At 55.0% G+C, this 24265-nt stretch carries 22 protein-coding genes; 13 read left to right on the top strand and 9 right to left on the bottom strand.

Features of this window, described 5'->3' with window-relative positions; all coding sequences use genetic code 11:
* Positions 1–79 precede the first annotated feature (79 nt).
* From ACTU44_RS16875 to ACTU44_RS16865, 3 genes are read left to right on the top strand one after another with little or no spacing between them, the layout of a single operon-like run.
* Complete coding sequence (locus tag ACTU44_RS16875) at positions 80–625, top strand: TRAP transporter small permease (protein ID WP_114099439.1); 546 nt, start codon at positions 80–82, stop codon at positions 623–625.
* The gene (locus tag ACTU44_RS16870) at positions 626–1915 is read left to right on the top strand and encodes a TRAP transporter large permease (protein ID WP_114099440.1); all 1290 of its coding nucleotides are present in this window, start codon (positions 626–628) and stop codon (positions 1913–1915) included. It begins immediately after the preceding gene.
* A gap of 33 nt (positions 1916–1948) precedes the next feature.
* A complete protein-coding gene (locus ACTU44_RS16865; RefSeq protein ID WP_462096016.1) occupies positions 1949–2743 on the top strand; it encodes an NAD-dependent epimerase/dehydratase family protein in 795 nt (264 codons plus the stop codon).
* A gap of 115 nt (positions 2744–2858) precedes the next feature.
* Here the strand turns inward: ACTU44_RS16865 and ACTU44_RS16860 are convergent, their stop codons facing one another.
* Positions 2859–4208 (bottom strand): flagellin N-terminal helical domain-containing protein, encoded by a 1350-nt coding sequence (locus tag ACTU44_RS16860; RefSeq protein WP_462096015.1) that lies wholly within the window; start codon positions 4206–4208, stop codon positions 2859–2861.
* A 489-nt stretch (positions 4209–4697) separates the two neighbouring features.
* Here ACTU44_RS16860 and ACTU44_RS16855 point away from each other — a divergent pair, with 489 nt between their 5' ends.
* The 5 genes from ACTU44_RS16855 (at position 4698) to ACTU44_RS16835 (ending at position 9855) form a co-directional block, all read left to right on the top strand.
* Positions 4698–5222, top strand: a complete 525-nt coding sequence (locus ACTU44_RS16855) for an RNA polymerase sigma factor (RefSeq protein ID WP_114099443.1) — start codon at positions 4698–4700, stop codon at positions 5220–5222.
* 75 nt (positions 5223–5297) lie between these two features.
* The gene (locus ACTU44_RS16850) at positions 5298–6356 is read left to right on the top strand and encodes a FecR family protein (protein WP_462096014.1); all 1059 of its coding nucleotides are present in this window, start codon (positions 5298–5300) and stop codon (positions 6354–6356) included.
* 87 nt (positions 6357–6443) lie between these two features.
* Positions 6444–8864, top strand: coding sequence for a TonB-dependent receptor (locus ACTU44_RS16845; RefSeq protein WP_462096013.1), 2421 nt, complete (start codon positions 6444–6446; stop codon positions 8862–8864).
* 84 nt (positions 8865–8948) lie between these two features.
* Positions 8949–9362 (top strand): hypothetical protein, encoded by a 414-nt coding sequence (locus tag ACTU44_RS16840; protein ID WP_462096012.1) that lies wholly within the window; start codon positions 8949–8951, stop codon positions 9360–9362.
* Positions 9363–9453: 91 nt separating this feature from the next.
* A complete protein-coding gene (locus ACTU44_RS16835; protein ID WP_114099447.1) occupies positions 9454–9855 on the top strand; it encodes a GFA family protein in 402 nt (133 codons plus the stop codon).
* Positions 9856–9904: 49 nt separating this feature from the next.
* On the opposite strand, the gene fhuB is transcribed toward ACTU44_RS16835, so the two are convergent.
* The 4 genes from fhuB to ACTU44_RS16815 are packed head-to-tail and all read right to left on the bottom strand — an operon-like array spanning position 9905 to position 14625.
* Entirely contained in the window at positions 9905–11890 is a 1986-nt protein-coding gene (gene fhuB / locus ACTU44_RS16830; RefSeq protein WP_462096011.1) for a Fe(3+)-hydroxamate ABC transporter permease FhuB, read from the bottom strand.
* Positions 11887–12822, bottom strand: a complete 936-nt coding sequence (locus tag ACTU44_RS16825) for an ABC transporter substrate-binding protein (protein WP_462096010.1) — start codon at positions 12820–12822, stop codon at positions 11887–11889. Before ACTU44_RS16825 ends, fhuB begins: the two co-directional genes overlap by 4 nt.
* A gap of 3 nt (positions 12823–12825) precedes the next feature.
* Positions 12826–13797 (bottom strand): ABC transporter substrate-binding protein, encoded by a 972-nt coding sequence (locus tag ACTU44_RS16820; protein WP_462096009.1) that lies wholly within the window; start codon positions 13795–13797, stop codon positions 12826–12828.
* A 51-nt stretch (positions 13798–13848) separates the two neighbouring features.
* Positions 13849–14625, bottom strand: a complete 777-nt coding sequence (locus ACTU44_RS16815) for an ABC transporter ATP-binding protein (RefSeq protein ID WP_462096008.1) — start codon at positions 14623–14625, stop codon at positions 13849–13851.
* A 309-nt stretch (positions 14626–14934) separates the two neighbouring features.
* On the opposite strand from ACTU44_RS16815, the gene ACTU44_RS16810 reads away from it, so the two are divergent.
* Both ACTU44_RS16810 and ACTU44_RS16805 read left to right on the top strand, forming a co-directional pair.
* Positions 14935–15825: an SMP-30/gluconolactonase/LRE family protein gene (locus ACTU44_RS16810; protein ID WP_462096007.1), complete on the top strand. Its 891-nt coding sequence runs from the start codon at positions 14935–14937 to the stop codon at positions 15823–15825.
* A gap of 204 nt (positions 15826–16029) precedes the next feature.
* The gene (locus ACTU44_RS16805; protein ID WP_462096006.1) at positions 16030–17595 is read left to right on the top strand and encodes a YbaY family lipoprotein; all 1566 of its coding nucleotides are present in this window, start codon (positions 16030–16032) and stop codon (positions 17593–17595) included.
* Between the two features lie 152 nt (positions 17596–17747).
* On the opposite strand, the gene ACTU44_RS16800 is transcribed toward ACTU44_RS16805, so the two are convergent.
* From ACTU44_RS16800 to ACTU44_RS16785, 4 genes are all read right to left on the bottom strand, one after another.
* A complete protein-coding gene (locus tag ACTU44_RS16800) occupies positions 17748–18254 on the bottom strand; it encodes a GNAT family N-acetyltransferase (RefSeq protein ID WP_462096005.1) in 507 nt (168 codons plus the stop codon).
* Between the two features lie 22 nt (positions 18255–18276).
* Positions 18277–19410: a type III PLP-dependent enzyme gene (locus tag ACTU44_RS16795; protein WP_462096004.1), complete on the bottom strand. Its 1134-nt coding sequence runs from the start codon at positions 19408–19410 to the stop codon at positions 18277–18279.
* Positions 19411–19985: 575 nt separating this feature from the next.
* The gene (locus tag ACTU44_RS16790; protein WP_462096003.1) at positions 19986–20906 is read right to left on the bottom strand and encodes a GNAT family N-acetyltransferase; all 921 of its coding nucleotides are present in this window, start codon (positions 20904–20906) and stop codon (positions 19986–19988) included.
* Positions 20907–21072: 166 nt separating this feature from the next.
* A complete protein-coding gene (locus ACTU44_RS16785; protein WP_462096002.1) occupies positions 21073–21558 on the bottom strand; it encodes a hypothetical protein in 486 nt (161 codons plus the stop codon).
* A 342-nt stretch (positions 21559–21900) separates the two neighbouring features.
* On the opposite strand from ACTU44_RS16785, the gene ACTU44_RS16780 reads away from it, so the two are divergent.
* The 3 genes from ACTU44_RS16780 (at position 21901) to ACTU44_RS16770 (ending at position 24227) form a co-directional block, all read left to right on the top strand.
* Positions 21901–23127: an SLC13 family permease gene (locus tag ACTU44_RS16780; RefSeq protein ID WP_336081593.1), complete on the top strand. Its 1227-nt coding sequence runs from the start codon at positions 21901–21903 to the stop codon at positions 23125–23127.
* A gap of 8 nt (positions 23128–23135) precedes the next feature.
* On the top strand, positions 23136–23549 hold the full coding sequence (locus ACTU44_RS16775) for a DUF3830 family protein (RefSeq protein ID WP_114099457.1): 414 nt from the start codon (positions 23136–23138) through the stop codon (positions 23547–23549).
* 84 nt (positions 23550–23633) lie between these two features.
* On the top strand, positions 23634–24227 hold the full coding sequence (locus tag ACTU44_RS16770) for a DedA family protein (RefSeq protein WP_462096001.1): 594 nt from the start codon (positions 23634–23636) through the stop codon (positions 24225–24227).
* Positions 24228–24265 lie beyond the last annotated feature (38 nt).

The following is a 24265-nucleotide window of genomic DNA, read 5'->3' as shown; positions in this document are numbered from 1 at the left end:
TATCGTCGCCCTTCTTTCTGTCTGTGGTTATTCTATTTCTGGTTCTGTTGCTGATTAATCCAATTCTGGCGGCGCATAGATGTTTTCCAGCTTTATCAATTTGATTGACCGTCTGGGCGGGGGGATTGCCGGGGTTCTGAACCTGATTGGTGGTCTGGCTCTTGTGGCACTGATCCCGAGTTTCGCCTGGCTGGTCTTTGGCCGATATGTTTTGAACGAAACACCGACCTGGGTCGAACAGATCTCCCTGATCCTTATTGTTCTGATTACCTTTCCCGTGGCAGCGGCCGGTATGCGCGACAACAGCCATCTTTCGGTATCGTTTTTTCGCGATGCCTTGCCGCCAAGGATTGCGGCAATTGTTGCTGCGATCAGCTACGCGGCCATGGCCTGGTTCGGCTACTGGATGCTGATGGGCGGGATGGATCTGGTGGCCTTTAACTGGGCCAAACAGATGCCGATCATTCATATTTCTGACGGATGGCGTTCGGTGCCGATGGCGGTTTGCGGGGCCGGGATCACTTTTTACAGTCTGGTGCATATTCTTAAAATCATCACCCGCTGGAAAACCATTTCAAATGCCAGCCTTTACCATGACGATTTGTTAAACGAGGATATTGAATAAATGGGCATGACCATTCTTCTGGGCGTGTTTGCCATCGGTATTCTGATTGGCATGCCCGTTGCCATTGCACTTGGCATTGCGGCCCTTGGCGCATTTTTCTATGAAGGTCTTCCGACCCTGATTGCCTTTCAGCGTATCGGATCGGGCATTTCGGCCTTTTCACTTCTGGCCATTCCGTTCTTTATCTTTGCCGGCGAGCTGATGCTTCATGGCGGGATTGCCTCGCGCCTTGTGCAATTTGCAACCGCCCTTGTCGGCAGTCGCCGGGGCGGTCTTGGCATTGTGAACGTGTTTTCATCCATGCTGTTCGGCGGCATTTCCGGATCGGCGGTGGCTGATACATCCGCCCTTGGATCGATCCTTATTCCGGTGATGAAAAAGGAAGGCTATCGCGCCGATTACGCCGTTAACGTCACCGTGACATCATCGATTGCCGGGATCATGATCCCGCCCAGCCATAACATGATCCTTTATGCGGTGGCCGCAGGCGGCGGGATTTCGATTTCCAAGCTGTTCATGGCCGGTGTTGTGCCGGGCGTGATCATGTGCCTGCTGCTTGGTCTTGCCACCTGGCTTGTGGCGATCAAGCATGGCTATCCGGCTGAACCGTTTCCGGGCTGGGGCGTGGTCTGGCGCACGGCGGTGCGGGCGATCCCGGGCTTCTTTACGGCGGTCATCATTGTTGGCGGGGTATTAAGCGGTGTCTTCACTGTCACGGAATCGGGTGCCATCGGCGTTGCCTATGCGTTGATCATTACCGGGCTTGTCTATCGCGAACTCAGCTGGACAGGCTTTGTTGCCGCCGTGCGGCAATCGGCCAAGACCACAGCCCTTGTGATGCTGCTGGTCGGCTGTGCATCGGCCTATGGCTATATGCTGGCCTTCTATCAGGTGCCTGATGCGCTGGCCGAGGCGATCACCGGGATCACCGACAATCCGATCATGGTTCTGTTGCTGATCAATATCATGCTGCTGATTGCCGGCATGATCATGGATATGGCGGCATTGATCCTGATCTGTACGCCGATCTTCCTGCCGCTGGCGGTACAGTTTGGCATGGACCCGATCCAGTTCGGGATGGTGCTGATGATGAATTTGGGCCTTGGCCTGTGTACGCCGCCGGTTGGTTCGTGCCTGTTTGTCGGGTGCGCGATTGGCGGGGTGAAAATCGAAAAGGCAGTTCAGTCGATCTGGCCATTCTATCTGGCGATCTTGAGCGCACTTTTGCTGACAACCTATATTCCGGCGATTTCAATGACGCTGCCGAACCTTGTGTTCGGGGCGAATTGACCGCGGGCAAAACCGATATCAAAGAGGATACCTATGAAACGTTTGCTGATTACCGGTGCTGGTGGAAACCTTGGCAAGATTTGTCGCGAGGGGCTTAAGGGCTATGCCGATGTCATTCGCCTGTCCGACATTTCCCCGATGGACCCGGCAGGCCCGAATGAGGAAGTCGTGCAGTGCGACCTCTCTGATCGTGCAGCGGTGATCGAACTGACCAAGGATGTTGATGGCATCATTCATCTTGGCGGTATTTCGATCGAAGCAGCCTTTGACGACCTTCTTCAGGCCAATCTTGCCGGGACCTATAACCTGTATGAAGGGGCGCGTCAGAACGGCGTTAAACGCATCATGTTTGCCAGCTCCAACCATGCAATCGGTTTCCACAAGCGCACCACCAAGCTTGATGACAAATCCGAACTGCGCCCCGATAGCCTGTATGGTGTCACCAAATGCTATGGCGAAGCGGTGGCAAGCTATTATTACGACAAGTTCGATGTGGAAACGGTTTCGGTGCGGATCGGATCGTGCTTTGAAAAACCGCGTGATCGCCGGATGCTGTCCACCTGGCTAAGCCCGCGTGACTTTATTTCGCTGATGAGGGCGATCTTTGATGCCCCCATGACCGGCCATCTGGTGGTCTATGGTGTGTCGGACAATAAATCCAAATGGTGGAGCAATGATCATGCGGACTTCCTTGGCTGGAAACCGCAAGACAGCTCCGAACAGTTCCGTGCCGAGATCGAAGCGGCCTTTGGCCCGGAAGATCGCCATGATCCGGCAGTGATCTATCAGGGCGGTGGATTTGCCGCCAAGGGCCATTTCGAAGACTGATCCAAGATCGACTTTCGATCTCGGAGCCGCCTAAAATCGATGGCCCGAACGAAACTCGTTCGGGCCATCGTTGCATCAGGTAGGGTGCGTCAAAAAGTTTGTCAGATGTTGTTCACTAGCCTTGCAGCAACCGCAGCAGGTTTTGCGGCATCTGGTTGGCTTGGGCCAGCATCGCAACCCCGGACTGAACCAAAATCTGTTTGGATGTAAAGGACGTCATTTCGGCGGCAACATCCAGATCAAGCAGAGTGGAACGTGCTGATTCCGTATTTTCCTGCGTCGAAGCAAGGTTCTGGGCCGCAAAGTCCAGACGGTTTTGGGATGTGCCGATGGCTGCGCGAGCGCGCTGAAGGTCGTCAATCGCCCGTGTCACAACTTCGACCGCGTTCTGGGCGCCAGCAGCAGTGTTAACAGCGTTCGCACCAAGATCCTCGAGCGTTTCCTGACCCATACCAGATGATCCCAGTACAGCAGAGTCAACGGCGGTCAAATTAATCGAAAGACGATCATTTGCGGTGTTGCCGCCACCGACCTGGAAATCAATTGAGTCGGAAAGCTGCTGGCCCTTGTCCTCTTCCATGAAGAAGAACTGGCCACTGGATGTGTCGATGCCAGATCCCATGAAATCCGTATTGGCCGAGCTAAAACCGAAATCATTGGAGCCTGCTGCACCAGCCCTGACGTAATCAACTGTGTCCGAGAAGTTGGTGTTTACTGTAATTGTGAGTCCGAGCTCATCAAAATTGAGCACCTTGCTCCCGCCAGCAGCAATGGATTGTGATCCGCCGGTCGCGGCAAGATCAGTGACGTCGATTGATTGGGTCCGGTCCAGCGTGCCATCAATCGCCGTCAATACCGTCATAATGACCTGATTGCCGCCAATTTCCTGGATCCGTATCTCCAGTCCGTTATCGTCGACACCATCTGCAGTGGCGTCCTGTGCCCAGTAATTGTTGTCCGTGATGGCAAACTGGTCAAAGCCGAAAGCGGGCGTAAGCGCTGCATTGCTGGCGGCAGGCGTGAGATTGATTGCAACGTCACCCCCATCGCCAAGCAGTTGGATGCCATTGAAGTTGGTCGAGGACGCGATACGGTCGATCTCGTCACGCAGTTGGACGAATTCGTCATTGAGGAAACCACGTTCCACGTCTGACAGGTTGCCTGACGATGCCTGTACGGCCAGTGTTTTCATCCGGACAAGAACGTCGTCAATGGTGGCCATGCCGCCGTCGGCAATTTGCAACATCGAGTTGGCTTGCCCGACATTGACCGAGGCAGTTTTAAGCGCCTGCGTCGTCGCGTTAAGGCGCGCGCCGATTGCCATCGATGCCGCATCGTCCCGGGCTGAGACAACACGTGTGCCAGATGACAGCTTTGAAAGCGACTTGGTTGCCATTGCATCAGACGCAGTCAGATTGCGATGCGCAACATTTGCCGCATAGTTGGAAATAATGTTGAGTGCCATTGGTTTTCCTACCTGGAAAGTGGCGATGGTTTACTACGTGTAAAGTTCGCTATTAGTGATATAGCGAGAATAACAACTATAAGTAAAATATCCTCTTGTCGAGCAAAATCTAATTTACACGACGGATAGACAGTTCATTCCTGCTCTTTAGGGTAGGTTTTGGGCGGCTATTTTCGATTAATATAGGGAGAAACAATGCCGTTCTGAGAGCACATGTGGGGTTTCTGTACCGGGACTCGCACCGTCTGGCGGTTTCGCACTCTGTCATTAGAACAGATCCGGCACAGAGTTGGGGCTTAAATCGTTAGTTGTTGTGTAGCGAACACAGCAAGATTTTCAGATCGCTATGCAGGTTTCAAACCCGGGTCTTTCCCACGGGGAATGGTCGAAGAGGGCGTATGCTTTTTGAATTGACGCATGGTCAGGATTGCTTATAAGCATGAATGAAAATGATAACAGTTATCATTATCGAATTCTGGATGTGCAGCTATGGCGGTCTGTGACCGTTCCTGGGATAATCTTTATCAGCAATATCATGACCGTTTGTTGCGACAGGTGCAAAAATACCTGCCGACGCGCGACGAAAGCCAGGATGTGTTGCAGGATCTTTATGTGCAGTTGCGCCATCGCAATGTCGACCCGGCCCAGATTGACAATCCTCCGGCCTTTCTGATGCGTATGGCGACCAATCTGGCAATTGATGCCTTGCGTCGTCACAAACGCAATCCGGTTGAATTCAATGACCCGGTCGCGATCAGCGAGATGGATGGTGCAGGCAGGCAGTCTGTCACCCCTGAACAGATCAGTTCTGATCGCCAGCGGCTTGAGATCGTCCGACGTGCGATTGATGATCTGCCACCACGCTGTCGCGAGGTGTTCCTGCTGTGCAAACGCGATCATTTCAGCCCGACCGAGGCCGCCGAACATCTTGGTGTCAGTCGCAATATGGTGGAAAAGCATTTGCGTCAGGCGCTTGGACATTGCAAACAGGTTCTGGCGCGTCATGAAAACTAGACATCCTCAAATGACGCGCCCCGACGTCTATAAGATAACAGGTCACGCAGCCAGAAGCCGGATAATGCCTTTGCCATGACAGAATTCCGCTATCCCGAAGACTGCCAAAGCAATGAAGACATTGCTGATTTCTGGGCGGTGCGCCTTGATCAATCGGGATTGACCCCGGCTGAAGAAGCCGCATTTGCCGCATGGCAGGATGCCGATCCGAAAAATCCGCAACGCCTTGTGCGGGCCTGTCAGCTTTGGCAAAGCATGGAAATTGTGGCGGCCGACACGGCATTGTCCGGGCCATCTTCATCTGCCTCTGATCAGGACAAACGGCCGGTTGATCAAGAGGGTATTCGCCGTGATCTGGAACGGCTGGGTGCACTTGAAGGCGGGGATGGGCGGTTGCCTGGAATGCGATCGGCCAAGCGTCGGCCGCGCCCGCTTGTTGCCCTGGTAACCTGCTTGTTGCTGGTGGGGCTGTTTGCCTATTCCGCCCTGCAACCGGCCCCCGATCTGGTGGCGGCGGCAAATGTTTCGGCGGTGACAGAAGTTCATTCCCTGCCAGACGGATCGCGTGTCTGGATGGAGCCCGGAACCCGCGTCAGCCTGAATTACAGCGATACCCTGCGCGATATCACGGTTCTGGACGGCGGCATTTTCATCGAAGTTGCCAAGGATGCAACCCGTCCCTTGCGCATTCATCTTAATCAGTTCACGGCCATTGCCGTTGGAACCGCGTTCAGTGCATCCAAATGGGGCGGTCATGCCCGCATCGAGGTCGCGGAGGGCACGGTCGATCTCGAAGATCGCAAGATGCGTCTGGCCCGGCTGACCGCGGGGCGGTCTGCATGGCAGGATGCGGATGGTGACCTGTATTATGCCGATGTGGCCCCGGATCGCGTCGCCCTCTGGCGCGGTGGCCGATGGATTGTCGATGACATGCCCGTTGATGAATTGCTGGCGCGCCTTTCCCCGCTTCTGGGTGGTCTGACCTTTGTGCGTGATCCCCGCCTGGATGAAATCACCGTATCGGGAAGCTTTGATCTTGCGAAACCCGAAAGTGCCCATGATGCAATTCTGGCCGCCTATGGTTTGCAGGAAAGCGCATTTCCGGGCGGCTTCAGAATAATTTCAAGAAAATAGAAAAAATGGACTCCTCAAATCCTGATGCCATTCGTCATGAGGATAATAGTGATTTGCATTATTATCTTCGAGCGAAGGGGTTAAGCTTTGAAAGCTGAGAATTTCGGGATGTCGCGCCTGTTGGGAACCAGCGCGCTTGTGGCGACATTAATGATCGCGGCTGTGCCGATGGCATCGGCACAGGATACAACCGCCGCCATGCAACAGGTCAGCATTTCCGCGGGCAATCTGCGCGCGGCCCTTGATCAGGTGGCCGATCAGTTCGGTCTGCAACTGATCGTGCAAGGGGACCTGTCGGGACTTGATAGTGCGGCAATATCGGCCGAGCTAAGTGCTGCTGATGCCTTGGGGCGTCTTCTGGCCGGAAGTGGTTACCAGTTTGAATTTGTCACCAATGATAGTGTGCGCATTTCACCGGTGCCGACCCAAAGCATGGGGGATAACGGTGCCATGGTCCTGCCCGATGTCGTGGTCAGCGCCACGCGATCACGCCGTTCGATCAAATCCATGTCGCCATCGGTTGTGGTGATTGGTCGTGATCAGATCGAAACCCAGATGGCCAAAAGCAGCGACATTACCAATGTCATTCGCAACACCGTGCCGGGCTTCATGTTCGATGATCAAAGCCTGATTTCAAGCACGGAAACGTTCCGTGGGCGCGATGTCCAGGTGCTGGTCGATGGTGTGTCGCGCAACACGCCGCTTCGTAACAGCAGCCGCATTCTGTCGATGATTGATATCGCGCAGGTCGACAGCATCGAAGTCATTCCGGGGTCGAATGCCATGAATGGTGATGGAGCAACCGGGGCAACCATCAACATCATCACCAGGACCGGCGAAGTCGGAAATAACAGCTTTGTCGTCGATGGTCATATGACCAGCTATACCGATGATATCGGTGACAGTTTTTCGCCGTCGCTGACGCTTTCGGGCAGTGGCGGTGTTGGCGCGGTCGATCTTGCCGCCAGTGTGACGGCTTCGAAAACCGGCAATGCCTATGACGGTTATGGCAATCAGGTGCCATCCGATGCCATGCTGGGGCAGGGGGGCTTTGACAATGCCGAGGATTTGAACCTGTTTGGCAAGGCCGGTGTGACCGTTGCCGACGGGCACCGCCTGTTCCTGTCGACCGAGATTGTCCGGTTCCGTCAGGACATTGAATATAACGTCGATCTGACGACCCATCCGGTGTCGGTTGACTATGATAATCCCTACACCGCCCAGCCGCTGGAAGATGAAAGCCAGTATTTCACTGCCGGATACGAATATGATTTCGGCAAGATCGGTACCGGCGATCTGAAGCTGTTTTACAATGACAGCTACAAACAGGCCGCACGTGCCGATTACCATTCAAGCTACAACCCGGCACTGGTGGCACTGACCAACAACGGTTCGGTCGAAGACCCGCTGGGGCAGTCGGTGATTGATACGGTCAAATACGGGGTGAAGCTTTCGACCGATACCAGCCTTGATGCCGCCTATGACGGACTCACCCTGACCTGGGGTGGGGATCTGACCTTTGATGATGTCAAATATCGTACGATCAGCGGTCGTGATATCGGTGCCCCGATGAAGCAGGATGGCCGGGCCGTATTTGCGCAGTTGAGTGCGCCGGTAACCCGGTTTGTCGACCTTTCCGGCGGGGTGCGTTATGAAAAATACGACCTGACGGTCAAGGATTTCCTGCGTCCGAACTATATGCGCTATAACGCCGGTGCAGGTCAGGCCATCCTTGCCGCCGCGCAGTATACCGGGGGCAATACGACCTATAGTGCGGTGACCTATAACGCCTCTGCTGTTGTTCACTGGACAGACCGGTTCGACACTTCACTCAGCTATAGCGAAGGTTTCTCTGTTCCTGATGTCGGGGCCTATACCCGTCGTGCCGGTCTTAGCGGCGTGCCAATGAATTTCAGCGCACTGGATGTCGAGGCCTCCAAGGTTAAAACCTACGAGTTGGCGGCGCGTTATAACGGGCAGGATTTCCGTACCACGGGTGCTGTTTACATGAGCACCAACGAACGTGGCGACAATTTCGATGCCGCGACCAACTCGCTCAGTCAGGAAAAGGAACGCATTCTCGGGGCCGAGCTGACCGGGGAATATGACATCACTGACGATACCTATGTCGGTGCCCTGGCTTCCTATGTCGAAGGCCGTTATGACACCAACAAGGATGGTGATCTTGACAGTCCGCTTCCCAATAACCGCATTCCGTCGCCGTTCCGCTTTACCGGATATGTCGACAGCTATGTCTGGGGGGATCTGAATATGCGCCTTGACGGGACCTATACGGCGGCGCGTAACGAGATCAAAACCGCCAAGATCAAGCCAAGCCTCGTCTTTAACCTGATGGGCAACTATCCGGTGCTGGGCGGGACCGCGCGCTTTGGTATCGAGAACATCCTTGATACCAGTTACGAAAACCCGGCAGCAACGGCCCTTCGCGGGTATGCCGTTGCCGGGCACGGGCGGACCATTACCATCGGATTCCGTCGTGAATTCTGATCAGGTTGTTCGAAGTTAATTTCGTTAACACGCGCAATGGCCCGGTGATTTTTCGCCGGGCCATTCGCGCACAGGAGGTCCGGGATGTTTCGCGCAAGCCAACCCGCCAGTGACATTGTTCTGTTTGAAATGATCGACCGTCAAAGTGATGCGGACGGGCAGGCCTATCTGGCTGCACTCGATGATCTGGCCGCGCGTAGCGATCCGGTAATCCTGATTTTTCTTGTGTCGGGTTTTGTCGATCAGGATCATGAAATCCGCAAACAGGCGGCAATCTGGTTTAAGCACAATCGCGACCGGTTGGGGCATTTCGCCAAGGGCCTTATTCGCGTTGATGAAGGCCATCATCATGGCGACGGAAATGTTCACAGCCATGGCAGCGATGATCCTGAACACAGCAACTTTGCCCGCATGCTGCCATTTCCGGTCCGGCATGTCGTCACACTTGACGACGCCTTTGCCCTGGCACGCGACTGGCCATCAGTGTCAGCAGACTGATCTCATTGATAAATTATTGTGACGGGGTTGGAATGTGATAAATGTTCATGTTATGTTCTTTTCTCTGAAATTAAAAATAAAGGGATGAGAAATGATCAAGGGAAGCTGTTTGTGTGGCAAGGTCCGGTTTGAAATTTCGGGCACGCCATCATCGCTGAGCTACTGCCATTGTTCGCGCTGTCGCAAAGCGGCAGGCGTGTTTTCCGCCGTGGTGATCGGCAAGGCCGATGACTTTCATCTGCGGTCAGGTGATGATGTGATTGGCCGGTACAGCGGACCTGATTCAAAGTTCGAACGCTGCTTTTGCAAGGAATGCGGCACATCGCTTGGCGATATGTCTTCGGGGTCGATTTACGTGGTTGCGGCATCGGCCCTTGATGATGATCCAAAGATCAGACCATCCCTTCATATCCATACCGCATCCAAACCCGACTGGTATGAAATCACCGACGAGCTCAGGAAATTCGAAGGCGATTATATCGCGGATCAGTAAGGCCGCGTGGATGTCCCGTGCGTCAGATATTGTCTGACGCACGGGATTATTATCGTTTGCGCACCGCAAGGATCAGGAAGTAACCGGTGCCGATCAGGGCGGCGATAAGCCCGGTGGGAAGCTGTGCCGGATAGATCATGTTCCGTGCCAGCCATTCGGCCACCATCATCACATTGACCCCGATCAGAACAGCCCCCAGCAAATGCCCGCCCGCAAGCCGGTAACCGGCAACGCGCGCCAGATGCGGGGCCATCAGGCCGACAAAACTAAGCGGCCCGACAAGCAGGGTGGCACTGGCCGCAAGGATTGCTGCAAGTAACATCATGGCAAACTGGAAACCGGTGATGCCAAGACCCAGCGACACCGACTGATCGGTGCCAAGGGATGCCAGTTCAAGCGGGCGACGAAGCGCAATCGCCACCACCAGCAACACTGCCGTCACCCCGGCAACGATCAGGACTTCATCCATATTGGTGAAGTATGTCGTCCCGGCAAGCCAGGACATCAGCATGGATGTCTGTGTGCCGCTGCGCGTCAGAACGATGCGGACCATCGCCCCCAGGATCGCGGTCAGGGCCAGACCATTGAGCAGCATGTAATGCGGAGCATGGGTGAATTTGCGGCACAGGATCAGCAACACAAACAGCGATATGATCCCGCCTGCTGCCCCGATCATCATCAGTTCGGCACGTTGCCCGAACCCGAAAATGGCAAGGGCAATGATCATGGCGAGTGCGGTGGCCGAACTGACCCCGGTAATTTCCGGGCTGGCCAGCGGATTGCGCCCGACGCGCTGGATGAGCGTGCCTGAAACCGCAAGTGCCGCGCCGCAAATCATCGCGGCAAAACTGCGTTCCGAGCGACCCAGAAGGATATCTAAACTGTCCGTATTCCAGCCCAGAAACACAAGGCCATTGCCATCAAGCGACACAAACAGCGAGACGAAGATACCAGCCACAAGCGTGACGCCAAGGATCACGGTCAGCCGCGTTTTGGATATGATTTCCTGATCGCTGTGCTGATCTTCGCTTTGGGTGCCCGGCATGATCCGGGCCTTGCGCAGGATCAGGATGATAAAAGGTGCCCCGAAAAGTGCGGTTGCTGCCCCGGTCGGCAAAACATCGCCGCCAAGGCCATTAAACTGGCGCACGATAAAATCAATCAGCACCAGAACAAACCCGCCGGTCACAACCGAACAGATCATAAGATCGCGTGACCGGGTCAGTCCGGCAATACGCAGCGCGGCAGGAACCGCAAGCCCGACAAAACCGATCATGCCCGCAGCCGAAATCACCGATGCGGTGATGAAGACAGCAAAGCCAAGGATCAAAAGACGTAAGGTCGTGACTTTGGCACCAAGCGAACTGGCCGTCTCATCGCCCAGTGCCAGCAAATCCAGCGGACGTGACAGGGCCAGAACCGCGATCATGCCAATGATCACACGCGGCAGCACAAATTCGGTCGCTTCCCAGCCATTCTGGGCCAGATCACCGGCCCCCCACATAAAGATCGATTGCAGATATTGCTCGTTAAACAGCAAGACGATCTGTGATCCCGACTGCAACAGCAGATTGACGATCATACCGGCCAGAATAAGCCACAGTGTCGCATTGCCGCGCTTTGACGCAATCAGATACACCGCACCCAATGCAATCATGCCCCCGGCAAGGGCAAAGGCTTCCTGAAAGAGTGCCATTGATGCCGGGGCAATCAGCAGGAAAATGGTCAGGGCAAATTCAACACCGGCTCCGACGCCAAGGGTGGTCGGGGAGGCCAGCGGATTGCGCAACACTGTCTGGATTGCCGCACCGGCCAAGGCCAGTCCCGCCCCGCACAGGAACGCCATCGCAAGCCGGGGCAGGATGCTGTAATGAAACAGGATCTGGTCAAAGTCGGTTTCATCGGGACTGAACATGACTTGCCCAGCCAGTCCTTTCTGCAGGAACGGCCAGAAATCCGTGATCAGAACACCGACACAGGACAGACCAAGCAGAATCAGGAAGGTAGCGGGAAGCCGGGAACGGGTATTGGTCATCGATGCGGGCCGTTCTCAATGCTTTCGGTCAAAAGCCTTGCAAAGCGAAGCGATGATGGAACACCGCCATACATCCAGACGACCGGAAGCTCATAGACCCGGTTGTTGCGGGTGAAGGCCATGAATTTCCACATCGGCGATGCAAACATTTTCTCCAAAATGGCGTCGGGTACAGGGTTGGTGTAAACCACGCTTCCCTCGGCATAGGGGGCAATAAGTTCAAGCCCGCCACGTGCAAAGCCCCATTTATTGACCTCACCGGTAAAACCCATGGGCACATTCATCGCGGCCATCACCGATCCGGGAAGCGACGTGCCGCCAAAAATGCCGATCGTGCTTTCATCAAAGAAATAAATGACATTCAGTTTCTGATCGGGGCCCAGCGCCATCCTTATGCGTTCGCCATATTCGGCCAGCTTGGCATCAACATGTGCCAGATATGCCTGTCCTTCGGCTTCGCGTCCGGTGGCCTTGGCGATCTTGGCGAAAACATCGCGTGCGGCCTCGAATGCCGGGCGCTTTTCATCAAACAGCTTCAATTCCAGAACCGGGGCTATCTCGGAAAGCTTTTCATAGCTCATGCCGATATCGGGAATGGTGATGATCAGGTCGGGTTTGGCGGCACGCAGGGCTTCCAGATTGGGGGATGACCGTTGACCAAGATCGACAAAACCATCGGGCAGTTTCGGTTCTGCGACCCAGTCGGCATAATCCTGCGGATCGGCGACCGCGACGGGCGACAGGCCAAGCTCAATCACTGTTTCGGTAAAGGACCAGTTGATCGTCGCCACCCGCTTTGCCGGTGCCGGAAGTTCAAGGATCCCGCGTTCATGTTCAATCCGGATTGGATCAGCCTTGGCATATGTGCCGTTCACGGCAACAAGGCCGACGCAAAGGACAAGATAACTAAAGGCAGCGCGCATGGTCTTCATGATTTACGATCCGGTTGCGGTGGTCCGGGTGCCGGTCACGGCATCGGCCAGAAGTTCGGCAAAGCGCGCTGCGGACAAAACCCCGCCAAAGGTCCAGCTTGCGGGCACGGCATAAACATGGCCGTTGCGGGCAAAGGGCATGGCCTTCCAGATCGCGGTATCAAGCAAACGGCTTTGAACGGTCGGGGCAATCGGCTCGATATAGGCAAAATGCACATCGCCCATCCCGGCAAGATCGGACACATCGCCGTTATGGAAAGCCCAGCCATTGACGTCACCTTGCCAGGCGTTGGCAAAACCCATGCGTTCAATCAACGAGCCAAACAGCGATGTTTTGCCATGGATGCGGAAATGGGCCTCGTCGATGATACGGACGATGGCAAATCTGGCGTCCGTACCAACCGCGTCACGGATACGCGCGGCTGCGGCATCAATCCGTGCGTTGACCGATGTGATGACTTCTTCGGCCTTGTCGGATTTGCCCGCGATTTTTGCGACATTGCGCAATAACATTTCCGCACGGTCGATGGCGGGTTCGCCCGATTGGGTATTATAGATCGAATAGACCAGTGTCGGGGCGATGACTGAGAGTTTGTCATAGGCCATGGCAACATCGGCACTGATCAGGATCGCGTCGGGTTTGGCATCGCGCAGCGCCTCGAAATTCGGTTCGCGGCGGGTGCCCAGATCGGCAAACTCGGCCGGAAGTTCCGGTTCGACGACCCACGCGCGATAGCCATCTGCCTCAGGCACGGCAACCGGATCAATGCCAAGTGCCAGAAGACTTTCGGTCAGCGCCCAGTTCGATCCGGCAAAGCGGGTCGGCGTGGTCTCAAAGGTCACGTCGCCCATTTCGTGGCTGATGGTCTGAGCGGTAGTCTGGCTTGCGGTCTGGGCTGTTGCACTCAGGGGCGACAATGACGCCATGGTCACAAGGCAGCTTGCCGCAATCTGGCTGATCAAACGGGTGCGCATGGTAAATATTCCTGATCCCTGTTGGTCGATCATTTCCGCATGTCAGGCGCGCTAGGCGACAAAACTGACGAAACGGTCATGGTCGGGCAGATGGATGACATCAATGTCGGTTTGGAAAATGTTGCGAAGGGTTTCGCCCTGCATGAAATCGCGGGCTGTGCCCTGCCAGCAGGTTTGACCGCCGCGCAAGGCAAGGATGTGGTCGGCAAAACGTCCCACCATGTCGATATCGTGCAGAACGGCAATCACGGTCAGGTTGCCGTGATTTTTCAGATTGGCGACCAGCTGCAGAATGTCGCGCTGATGGCCGACATCAAGGGCCGATGTCGGTTCGTCCAGCAGCAGAACCGGAGCATCCTGTGCCAGCAGCATCGCAAGCCAGACACGCTGGCGTTCCCCGCCGGAAAGGCTGGCAACCAGACGGTCGGCAAAGCCGGTGACATGGGTCAGTTCCATCGCCTGGTCGATCCTGGCATGATCCTCGGCGCGATAGCGCCCGAATGCGCCGCGCCAGGGATAGCGTCCGAATGCGACGAGTTCGCGCACGCTCAGATGCGGTGGCACCACCGGGTTTTGCGGCAGATAGGCGACCTTGCGGGCGAAATCGCGCGTGCCGTGATGTTCGAGAACCGCATCATCAAGGGTGATGGTGCCGGAATGCTTTTTGTTCTTGCGGGCAAGCAATTTCAAAAGCGTACTTTTGCCCGATCCGTTATGGCCGACAATCGCGCTGAATGCTCCGGTCGGGAAATTGACCGTGATGTTCTCAAGCAGCGTCTTTGGGCTTTTACCGTCACTTTTGAAGGTAACGTCTTTCAGGTCGAACATATGCTGGAAACTCGTAAATGCAGTAATCGGGCAGGGCCGCCCATACCAATTGGCCAGGTCATGACGGCATGCCAATGATGATATGAGAATGCCTATCAATTACTTGTAGAAATTGCAACCGAGTTGCGATTGCATCTGGAGAAAATTTTGGCCGGGAAAAACAATCATCATACAAAATGACTTTTCAGAACTTCCCATTCCGGGTAGCAATAGAAATAACGACTTCGATCCGATGCGGGTCAACGGATACTGCATTGAATGATCGGGCAAACCAGCGCGGAAGACCGCCCAGAATATCAGGGAGAAATCATGGCCAACGTGAAAACCGTATTGCCAAACCTGCGATGTACATTGGGCGAAGGCCCGCATTGGGACTCCCGGGAAGGTGTCCTGTATTGGGTGGATATCGTCGGGAAAACCGCCTATGCGCTCCGCCCCAATGATGGCGGATCACGCAGTTGGACCTTTGATCAGCCAGTTGCTGCAATTGTCCCGCGCGAGAATGGCGGTCTTATGGTTGCACTTGCCGATGGTTTGGCTTTCCTTGATCCGGAAAGCGGGGAAACCACGCCGTTTGTCGCCCCCGATAGCGACCATGCCGGCAATCGGTCCAATGAAAGTCGCGTTGATCCGGCCGGGCGTTTCTGGCACGGCACCATGCAAAACAATATCGGTCCGAATGGCGAAGACCTGCCGGTGACGGCTTCGACCGGGACGCTTAACCGGGTCGGAGCTGACGGGGAGACAGCCCGTTTCCTGTCTGACATCGGGATTTCGAACACGCTGCTTTGGTCGGCAGATGGCACCAAAATGTTCTTTGGCGATACGATCAAAAACACGCTTAATGTCTATGATTTTGACATGGAAACCGGTGTGCCCAGCAATCCGCGCGTCTTCTTTGGTCCGCAGGATCGTGGCAATATGGATGGATCGGCCATGGATGCCGATGGCTATATCTGGAACGCGCGCTGGGGCGGGGGATGTCTGATCCGCTTTAATCCGGCAGGTGAAGTCGACAGGATCATAGATCTGCCGGTGACCCAGCCGACCAGCTGTGTGTTTGGCGGGCCGGACCTTAAAACCCTTTATATCACCTCGGCCTCGGTCGGGCTTGAGGGCAATGGCAACGAACTTGAAGGCGCACTTCTGTCGATTCAGACCGATGTCGCCGGGCTGCCCTGTACCCGTTTTGCCGGCTGATCGGCCACAGGCATTCCGGACACCGGGCATCTGCCTGATCGTGACGATATGCGTCCTGATCAGGGGGGCGTAATGGCCGCATTGCAGCATTTGATTGGGAAATAACACCTTTGCCGCTTTTTGGCCTTGGTTTTAGGTATTTTTGGCGGCAACATTGTGTGCAGAGCAACGCACACTCCAAAATACGAGCAAACCGGGGTCACAATGAATCCAGTATCGTCCGCAAAAATGTGGGTAAGGGCGTTATTTACCGTTGGCATGGTCACGATTTTATCGGGCTGTGCCGCACTTCAAACCAGCACGACCAAGGTCACCGGATCGGTTTCCTATCGTGAACGCATAGCATTGTCGCCAGACAATGCGTTTCTTGTCGTGCGGCTGCTTGATGTGTCGCGCGCCGGTGCGCCATCGGTCGAAATCGCATCCCTGCGCCAGCCGGTTTCCAGTCCGCCGATGGTCTTCGTTCTGCCCTATGACGCGGCAAAGATCGACCCGCGCATGAGTTATGCGATCGAGGCAAAAATCGTCAATGCAAATGGCGATACCTTGTTCCGCAATGATCAGTCCTATGGGGTTCTGACGCGCGGTGCGCCAAGCGATGTTGAAATTCTGGTACGTCCGGTCGCACGTACGCTTTCTGACGGGGCGCGCAAAACCAACGGCACGGACATTTCGCGCGACATTGCCGCGATCGAGGAACGGCTTTCGGCCATGCGGGTCATTCCCGGTCAGTATGTCGCAAGCGATCATACCGTCACCTACAAGGCCTATGTGTCGCCTGAAGGCGAACCGATGATGGTCGAGGAGCATCGCGACCTTGGCAAATACGGCAAGTCCGATGTGAAGCTTTATTACCGCAACAACCAGTTGCTGCGATTTTCCGAAAATGCCACCCGTGTCAATTTCGGGGGCGCGGAAAGTGATACGCCGCTTCAATACAGCCTGCAGCTTGATTTTGCCCAGGGGCGCTTTTCATCAGGGACCAAAACCGTCAATGGTATCGCAAGCAGCCCCGATGAACATGAAGTCAGCGGTGCGCAGGCCCAAAGCAAGGTCGCACTCAGCCGAATTGACGCCATGCTGGCCCAGATGAATACCAGCCCGACCGAGGCCGCTGGCCCGAAAATATTTGTCTGCGACGACAAAAGCCGGTTTTCGGTAACCTTCGAAAAGCGGATTGAACGCGCCATTGTTGAATTCCCGGGCCGCGAACCCTTGTCGCTGTCTCGGATTGAGACCGGATCGGGATATGGCTATGGCAATGAAATCTATGAATTGCGCGGCAAAGGCGAAGATGCAATCTGGCAAACGCCGTCAGGCGATACCCATTGTGCCGTTTCGGCCGAGCCTGTCAGCCTTGTGCTGGCACCGGGCAATTTCCCGGTCGTAAAGGTGGCCGAGCTTAAAGCCGCGGGCAAGGGCCTCTGGACCGAGTATTTCGAAGATTTGCAACCGGCCATTATCGCCTGTCTTGCCGAAAATCCCGGCGATCTGGTCTCGGTGCTCAAGGCCTGGCCAATGAACCATGGCATGGTTGGTGTGCGCACGGTCAATGGCAATGGCGGTCGTTATGATTGCCTTGTCCCGGCCGATGGTCTTGGCACGGTTCATACCGAACTGGTCGAAACGACCACCAACATTCTGCCCGGCGAAGACGATGTCCGCTTTACCCCGGCAACCGGTGCCTATCCCGGTGGCAAATGCTTTAGCCATGAACGGCTTGAAGATGGTGCAACCTTTGTTGGCTGGCTGTCGGAAAAGACCTGCTAGTCCGGATCGGTTTTGGATATCCATCACAAAGCCCCACAGATGCTGCGGGGCTTTTTTGACTGCGCTTCATGAAGTGCACCGTCTGGAATAAAAAAATCCCGGCAGGGGGCTAGCCATACCGGGATTTCAAAGTCGGAATTCTTTTTATTGCCTTAGTGGGCCATGGCACCGGTTGCACAAAGCATACCTTGCGCGCCCGTCAGGACGTCGTCATTGCCAAGATTGATCGCCTGGAACCGGTGACGATCAAAATGGCCGGGCATCAAAAGCCCGCTTGCCGGTGCGGCCTTGAAGCCAAAGCGTGCGTAGTAATCCGGGTCTCCGACAAGAAGAACCGAACGGTGACCAGCGGATTGCGCAGCGTTAAGGGCTGCGTAAACCAGACCGGCACCAACACCCGATCCGCTATAGACCTTTTCAACGGCCAGCGGACCGAGCAACAGGGCAGAGCCACTGTCACCCGCATTGACATTCCATAACCGGACAGTACCGATCAGCTGTTTGCCGTCGTGGGCGACAAACGCAAGACCGTCCGCCGGAAGCCGGTCGCGGCGCAGGATTTCAGAAGATTTCTGAAAACGCGCCGGACCCATGACGCGATCAAGCAGCTTTTCACGTTCGACGTGGTCAAAGCGGCCTTCGCGATCAATCGTGATCACTGATCTGTCTTTCCCGAAAGGGTCAGATGATATAGGCGGTCAGCGGCGAGAAGCCGTTAAACGCCACAGATGCATAAGTGGTGGTGTAAGCGCCGGTTGCTTCGATCAGAACCTCGTCACCGATGGTCAGGGCAATCGGAAGGTCATAAGGTTTTTTCTCGTAAAGCACGTCGGCAGAATCACAGGTCGGACCTGCAAGCACGCACGGGGCAACATCGCCGCCATCATGAATGGTCGTGATCGGGTAACGGATCGCTTCATCCATGGTTTCGGCAAGGCCACCGAATTTACCGATATCAAGGTAAACCCAGCGCACCGGATCATCTTCGTGCTTGCGCGAAATCAGAACTACTTCGGCTTTGATCACGCCGGCATCACCAACCATGCCGCGGCCCGGTTCGATAATGGTTTCGGGCATGTGATTGCCAAAGTGGGTGTGAAGCGCGTCAATGATCGCCGAGCCATAGGCTTCGGTCGCCGGTACGTCGCGCAGGTAACGGGTCGGGAAACCCCCACCCATATTGACCATGCGAAGGACAATGCCTTTGTCAGCCAGGGTACGGAAGATCGCCGATGCTTCTGCAAGTGCGGTGTTCCAGGCATCAAGGTTGCACTGCTGCGAACCAACATGGAAGGACACGCCATAAGCGTCCAGACCCATGTGATGGGCATGTTCAAGAACTTCGAGGGCCATGCTTGGTGCACAGCCGAATTTGCGCGACAGCGGCCATTCTGCACCAACGCCATCGGTCAGGATGCGGCAGAACACACGCGATGCCGGAGCAACACGGGCAATTTTTTCGACTTCTTCGACGCAATCAACGGCGAACAGGCGAACACCCAGCGCATAAGCGCGCGCAATGTCGCGTTCTTTTTTGATGGTGTTGCCAAACGAAATACGTTCAGGCGTCGCACCAGCGGCCATCGCCATTTCGATTTCGGGTACGGATGCGGTGTCGAAGTTGCTGCCAAGGTCGGCAAGCAGGCTCAGAACTTCCGGGGCCGGGTTTGCTTTGACCGCATAGAAAATGCGGGAATCCGGCAGGGCACGGGTAAAGGTCTCGTAGTTGCGCTGAACAACGTCGAGATCAACAACAAGGCACGGGCCTTCCGGTCGGTTCTGTGCGAGAAAATCAATAATACGCTGAGTTGCCATTGGGGCGTTCTCCCATTCCACGAATATGGCAGCGTGCCGGTACCTGATGCGTATGGGCGCGGTGGAGGCGCGTGACGCGGACTACCTGCGTGCTGTAAAGCTCCGGGGCCAACCGGAACTGCGAAGTAAGTCTGCCTCGCTATGGAATGGGATGTCCCGTTCCGCACGTGGGCAATGATGGTGTGCCTCTTTAGTGTCGGTGGATTTGGACGCCACCTGAGACCAAAAAAGCCCTACACCGTCGTTGCTTTAAGTAAGTCCTACAGGGTTCCAGTAAGCAGGACCACCACAGGCACGTGCGACTTTGGGCAAGTCGCGATTTACGCCTGTTGCTTTTTCCGCGCAAGTGAAATTTTCACCCTTTTTGTCCTGAAACAATCGCAGGATCGTCGAAGAACACATGCGGCAACGCACAAAATGGCTCAAAAGGCCGTGTTTTCGGTTTGCAAGAAGATGAGTTCACGCATTTTGGTATGGGGCATTGCAATTTGTGCATATCCGGGACCTGGGTGATGTTTCATGTCAGGTCTGAAACAGGTGCTCAATGGTATGGGATTGCATGAACCGGGGAAGTGTTACCGGCGCGTTGCGGGGGCTGTTTCACCTGTTCGAGGCGCAACCGGATCTTGATCCGGGATTTCCGAGATAAAATGCCTGCAATAGCCGTTTTCATAAGACCCCACACTTTTGTGAAGGCGTATCGAGGCGGCGTTTTTTTCACGGACCATCGACCAAAGGGGTTTTATCCCCATTTTTTGAAACTCATCCAGCGAATAGCCGGTGATCCATTTGGCAAGTCCGGTTCCCCACCATGGGCGCAAGACGGCAATCCCTGAAAACATCCCGAAACGGGTACATTCAGTACAGGCGGCAATTTGTCCGGTCGCATCGTCACGGGCATAAACCATCCAGGCATCGTCAGTTTTGATCAGCTTCGTGATCAGATCGCTGGTGACTGTCGGATGAACATGTTCGGTACTGTAGGCTCGGTTGTAAAAATCGGCCAGTTCGCCAGCAACCTTGGGGTCGAAATGGTCGCGGTCAAAAGGATAAAGGGTCAAACCCGGCACGGGGATATAAGAATAGGGGGCGCCATCCCAGCAGAAACGAAAGCTCCGTTCGTGCAGATTCTCGGTAAATCCGCAACGCTCCAGAAATGGAATGATCTCGGCATTTTCGGGCGTGACCAGTGCATATTGATGTGTCAGGCCCCGTGGTTGAAAAACACGGTCCATGCCGTCTTTAAGGACATCCCCCACGCCCTGATTGCGATAGGGGGCGGCAACCATGTAGACAACGCTTCTGCATCCTTCAGAAAAATAGGGACGCCAGTGCGCCAGGCCCACACCGATGCACTGATCGTTGTGAGTGGCAATGACCAGTGCCGCAAGACGGTCGAAGGGATTTTTCAGGATGGATTGCCAGAAATCGTAATAATCCGATTCCGGCTTGGTAAAGCCCCATTCCTCAACTGCGCGATAGAGGATGTCTTGCATAGTGGATGGATCATATTCCGTAACAGATAGCGTTGCTGTCAGCGGGGAAGGACTGGATCGCATCGCGGGTTTCTCGACAGAGCAAAAGACAAGAAAAATGCGATTGCCGATATCGGCAATCGCGTTGAAATGCAGGGCTTGAGGTTCTTAGCTGCCTTTAAGTGCCTCAGACATCACCACTAATGCAGCCGAAGCATTGCTGCATCTGATGCATCGAGACACTCAGTTCCTCATCCGAAGAGATGATGCATGGTGTGGAACCACCCTGACAGGGACGAGGGTAGCCGGACATGCCGAGCTCTTCGTCATTACGGGTCAGGCTTTTTGCAGGGGGGGACATTTCAGCGTCGCCCGTAATGCCATAACCGCAAAATGGTCCCCCCGGACGCGGGCCGGGAAAGATGCCGAGCTCTTCGTCATTACGGGTCAGGCTTTTTGCAGGGGGGGACATTTCAGCGTCGCCCGTAATACCATAACCGCAAAATGGTCCCCCCGGACGCGGGCCGGGAAAAATGCCGAGATCCTCATCCGAACGGTCGAAGGAAAAACTGTTCTGTGGCTGCGAGGTCGAAAGCGGACGACCCTGGTCACTGGCAAGACGGTAAAATGCTGACGACGGAACGGATCCGGCGGTCAGGTTTTCGTTTGTCATATCCCTGATACTCCTGATGGCGAGGTTGATGATCTGTGGAGGCGCAAGTCCAACTATCAACCAACATCAATTACGGAAGTGACATTGGTTCAAAATTGACCATTCGTACCGGAAAGTCCTGATTTTTCTATTTTTTTCCGGGTCTTGTTCTTGCAAAACTTTACAATAGTAATTCACGGTGTGCAACTGCAGGTTCATTCAATTGAAGCCCCATAAACGGCATCGTTAATGCTTGCCGGGTGGGGAAAGGGAGAACGACCAAAAAATGATCGTGCCTGAGGGGTTTGTTGGCGCTAAACATCGCGCAGGGTCTGGACTTCTATCAGAACAGGATGTTGCAAATTGGACTGGTTGATTGTTGCTGTCTTTGCGGGGGTCTATTTCGGCATGGCGCTGGGGCGCTGGCCGGGGCTTGCGATCAATCGCACCGGAATTGCCGTGATCGGGGCGCTGATCCTGTTGCTGGCTGGCGCTGTCAACGGGGATCAGGCACTGGCATCAATTGATTTTGCGACCCTGTCGGTTTTGCTGACCCTGATGGTGCTGTCATCTCAATATGCAGCCAGCGGCTTTTTTGACTGGATCGGCAATCGCATTACCCATCTTGATCTGACACCGCGCGGATTGCTTGCCGGGGTGATCATGATTTGCGGTGGCTTGTCGGCGGTCATGACCAATGATGTGGTGGTCTGGGCGGTAACGCCGATCCTGATCTCAGGGGTGATCGCGCGCGGCCTTGATCCAAAACCCTTTGTCATAGCGGTGGCCTGTGCGGCCAATGCCGGATCGGCCGCGACCCTGATCGGCAATCCGCAAAACCTGATGATTGCCGAATTTGGGCAGCTTGATTTCATCGAATTCCTGATGGTTTGCGGTGTTCCGGCCCTGATCGGGTTGCTGACTGTTTATGCCGTGCTGGTCTATGGCCCGATGACGCGTGGCGCGTTACAGCAGGTCGAAAGGATCGCAGCCGGTTCGGACGCAACGGCCGTGTTGCCTGATCGTCCAATGCTGATCAAGGCGGTGGCGGCAACCATTGCCGTGATCCTGATCTTTATCCTTGTCGATGAACGTGCGCTTTGGTGCCTGCTGATTGTTGCCATGCTGTTGCTTAGCCGCAGGCTTGGCACGGATCAGGTCCTGGGGCGGGTCGACTGGCATTTGCTGGCACTGTTTTGCGGGTTGTTCATTGTCACCGGCGCAATGTCGGGCGATGACGTGATTGCAGGGTTCTTTCGTGACATCCTGATCACGCTTCATATTGATCAGCCCGCGGTTCTTGTCGGTCTGTCACTTGCCGGATCAAACACCATTGGCAATGTGCCGCTGGTGATGATGTTGCTATCCCTTGGCCCGGACTGGTCGCAAAGCATGTTGCATGGCCTGGCTGTTTTCAGCACATTGTCGGGTAATTTTCTGATTGTCGGCTCGGTCGCCAATATCATTGCCGTTGAACAGGCCGCAAAGGCCGGAACGGTGATTTCATTTACAGACTATGCGCGCCTTGGCGTGCCGATCACGTTGATCAGTCTTGTAATGGCACTGGGCTGGATGACACTGATTTCGTAGGATCCAAGATGACCAAGATTAAGATCACCGCAGGCCCGTTCACCTTTGACGGCGTGCTTGAAACCGAAAAAGCCCCACAGACCTGCAAGGCGTTTCTTGACCGCATGCCGTTTGAAAGCAAGGCCGTCCATGTCCGCTGGAGCGGCGAGGGTGTCTGGATGCCGCTGGGAGATTATCAGTTCGGTGTTGGTTATGAAAACCACACCAGCTTCCCCGCACCGGGCCAGATCATTCTTTATCCCGGCGGGATCAGCGAAACCGAAATCCTGCTTGCCTATGGCGGCGTTCATTTCGCCTCCAAGGTCGGCCAGCTTGCCGGTAACCATTTCATCACGGTGACCAGCAATCTCGATGACCTTGAAAAACTTGGTAAAATGACGCTGTGGGAAGGTGCCCAGCCGATCCGGTTCGAGGTTGCATGATCGCATTGTGAACGGGCACACTCGTCTTGAGGCCCGGATTGCCCTAGAAGGCTTGCAATCTTTATTAAACGGGCGAGTGATGCCGTGTTCGAGACAATCAATCTGTGGATTCAGGACCACCAACAGCTGGTCTACACCCTGATCTTTACCTATTGCGTCAGCAAGGCCAGCATCCTGCCGGTGTTTGTCGGCATCTTTGTGGTATCCGAAAGCCTGTTGCCGGGGCCGTCTATTGTCGCGATGCTGTCCGGGGCCTTTGTCGGCGATATGATACGGTTCTGGCTGGGGCGCAAATATGGTGACGCGATTATGCGCAAGCTCCCGGATGGTCTGTCAAAGTGGTTGGGCAAAACCATGCGTTTGTTTGAGCATTATGGCGTCGCCTATATCCTTTTGTGCCGCTATCCCAATACCATCCGCTCGATCAGTGTGTTTCCGGTCGGCATGAGTTCGATGTCATTCATGCGCTTCCTGCCGCTTTGCATCGCATCAATCCTGCTTTGGGTCGGGATTTACTTTGCACTTGGTTATGTGCTGGGCGAGGGGATGTCGGAACTGCTTGAACGCAACCTCACACTGCTCAGTCCGGTCTTGCTGATTGTGTTCCTTGGGCTTGGCTGGTTCGGGCTTAAACGCATCGACAAGCTCGAACAGCAGGCCGAACGTGCCATCAAGTAATCAAATAGAAACGGCAGCCACACGGGCTGCCGTTTCTG

This window comes from Thalassospira sp. SM2505 (assembly GCF_054901115.1).
Note: the sequence above shows the minus strand (reverse complement) of the source record. Positions and strands in the feature narration are given on the sequence as shown.

What these genes read in the sequence shown, in the direction of transcription:
- ACTU44_RS16875 (WP_114099439.1), top strand. Translation starts at nt 80, where the DNA reads ATGTTTTCCAGCTTTATCAATTTGATTGACCGTCTGGGCGGGGGGATT.
- ACTU44_RS16870 (WP_114099440.1), top strand. Translation starts at nt 626, where the DNA reads ATGGGCATGACCATTCTTCTGGGCGTGTTTGCCATCGGTATTCTGATT.
- ACTU44_RS16865 (WP_462096016.1), top strand. Translation starts at nt 1,949, where the DNA reads ATGAAACGTTTGCTGATTACCGGTGCTGGTGGAAACCTTGGCAAGATT.
- ACTU44_RS16860 (WP_462096015.1), bottom strand. Translation starts at nt 4,208, where the DNA reads ATGGCACTCAACATTATTTCCAACTATGCGGCAAATGTTGCGCATCGC.
- ACTU44_RS16855 (WP_114099443.1), top strand. Translation starts at nt 4,698, where the DNA reads ATGGCGGTCTGTGACCGTTCCTGGGATAATCTTTATCAGCAATATCAT.
- ACTU44_RS16850 (WP_462096014.1), top strand. Translation starts at nt 5,298, where the DNA reads ATGACAGAATTCCGCTATCCCGAAGACTGCCAAAGCAATGAAGACATT.
- ACTU44_RS16840 (WP_462096012.1), top strand. Translation starts at nt 8,949, where the DNA reads ATGTTTCGCGCAAGCCAACCCGCCAGTGACATTGTTCTGTTTGAAATG.
- ACTU44_RS16835 (WP_114099447.1), top strand. Translation starts at nt 9,454, where the DNA reads ATGATCAAGGGAAGCTGTTTGTGTGGCAAGGTCCGGTTTGAAATTTCG.
- fhuB (WP_462096011.1), bottom strand. Translation starts at nt 11,890, where the DNA reads ATGACCAATACCCGTTCCCGGCTTCCCGCTACCTTCCTGATTCTGCTT.
- ACTU44_RS16825 (WP_462096010.1), bottom strand. Translation starts at nt 12,822, where the DNA reads ATGAAGACCATGCGCGCTGCCTTTAGTTATCTTGTCCTTTGCGTCGGC.
- ACTU44_RS16820 (WP_462096009.1), bottom strand. Translation starts at nt 13,797, where the DNA reads ATGCGCACCCGTTTGATCAGCCAGATTGCGGCAAGCTGCCTTGTGACC.
- ACTU44_RS16815 (WP_462096008.1), bottom strand. Translation starts at nt 14,625, where the DNA reads ATGTTCGACCTGAAAGACGTTACCTTCAAAAGTGACGGTAAAAGCCCA.
- ACTU44_RS16810 (WP_462096007.1), top strand. Translation starts at nt 14,935, where the DNA reads ATGGCCAACGTGAAAACCGTATTGCCAAACCTGCGATGTACATTGGGC.
- ACTU44_RS16805 (WP_462096006.1), top strand. Translation starts at nt 16,030, where the DNA reads ATGAATCCAGTATCGTCCGCAAAAATGTGGGTAAGGGCGTTATTTACC.
- ACTU44_RS16795 (WP_462096004.1), bottom strand. Translation starts at nt 19,410, where the DNA reads ATGGCAACTCAGCGTATTATTGATTTTCTCGCACAGAACCGACCGGAA.
- ACTU44_RS16790 (WP_462096003.1), bottom strand. Translation starts at nt 20,906, where the DNA reads ATGCAAGACATCCTCTATCGCGCAGTTGAGGAATGGGGCTTTACCAAG.
- ACTU44_RS16785 (WP_462096002.1), bottom strand. Translation starts at nt 21,558, where the DNA reads ATGACAAACGAAAACCTGACCGCCGGATCCGTTCCGTCGTCAGCATTT.
- ACTU44_RS16775 (WP_114099457.1), top strand. Translation starts at nt 23,136, where the DNA reads ATGACCAAGATTAAGATCACCGCAGGCCCGTTCACCTTTGACGGCGTG.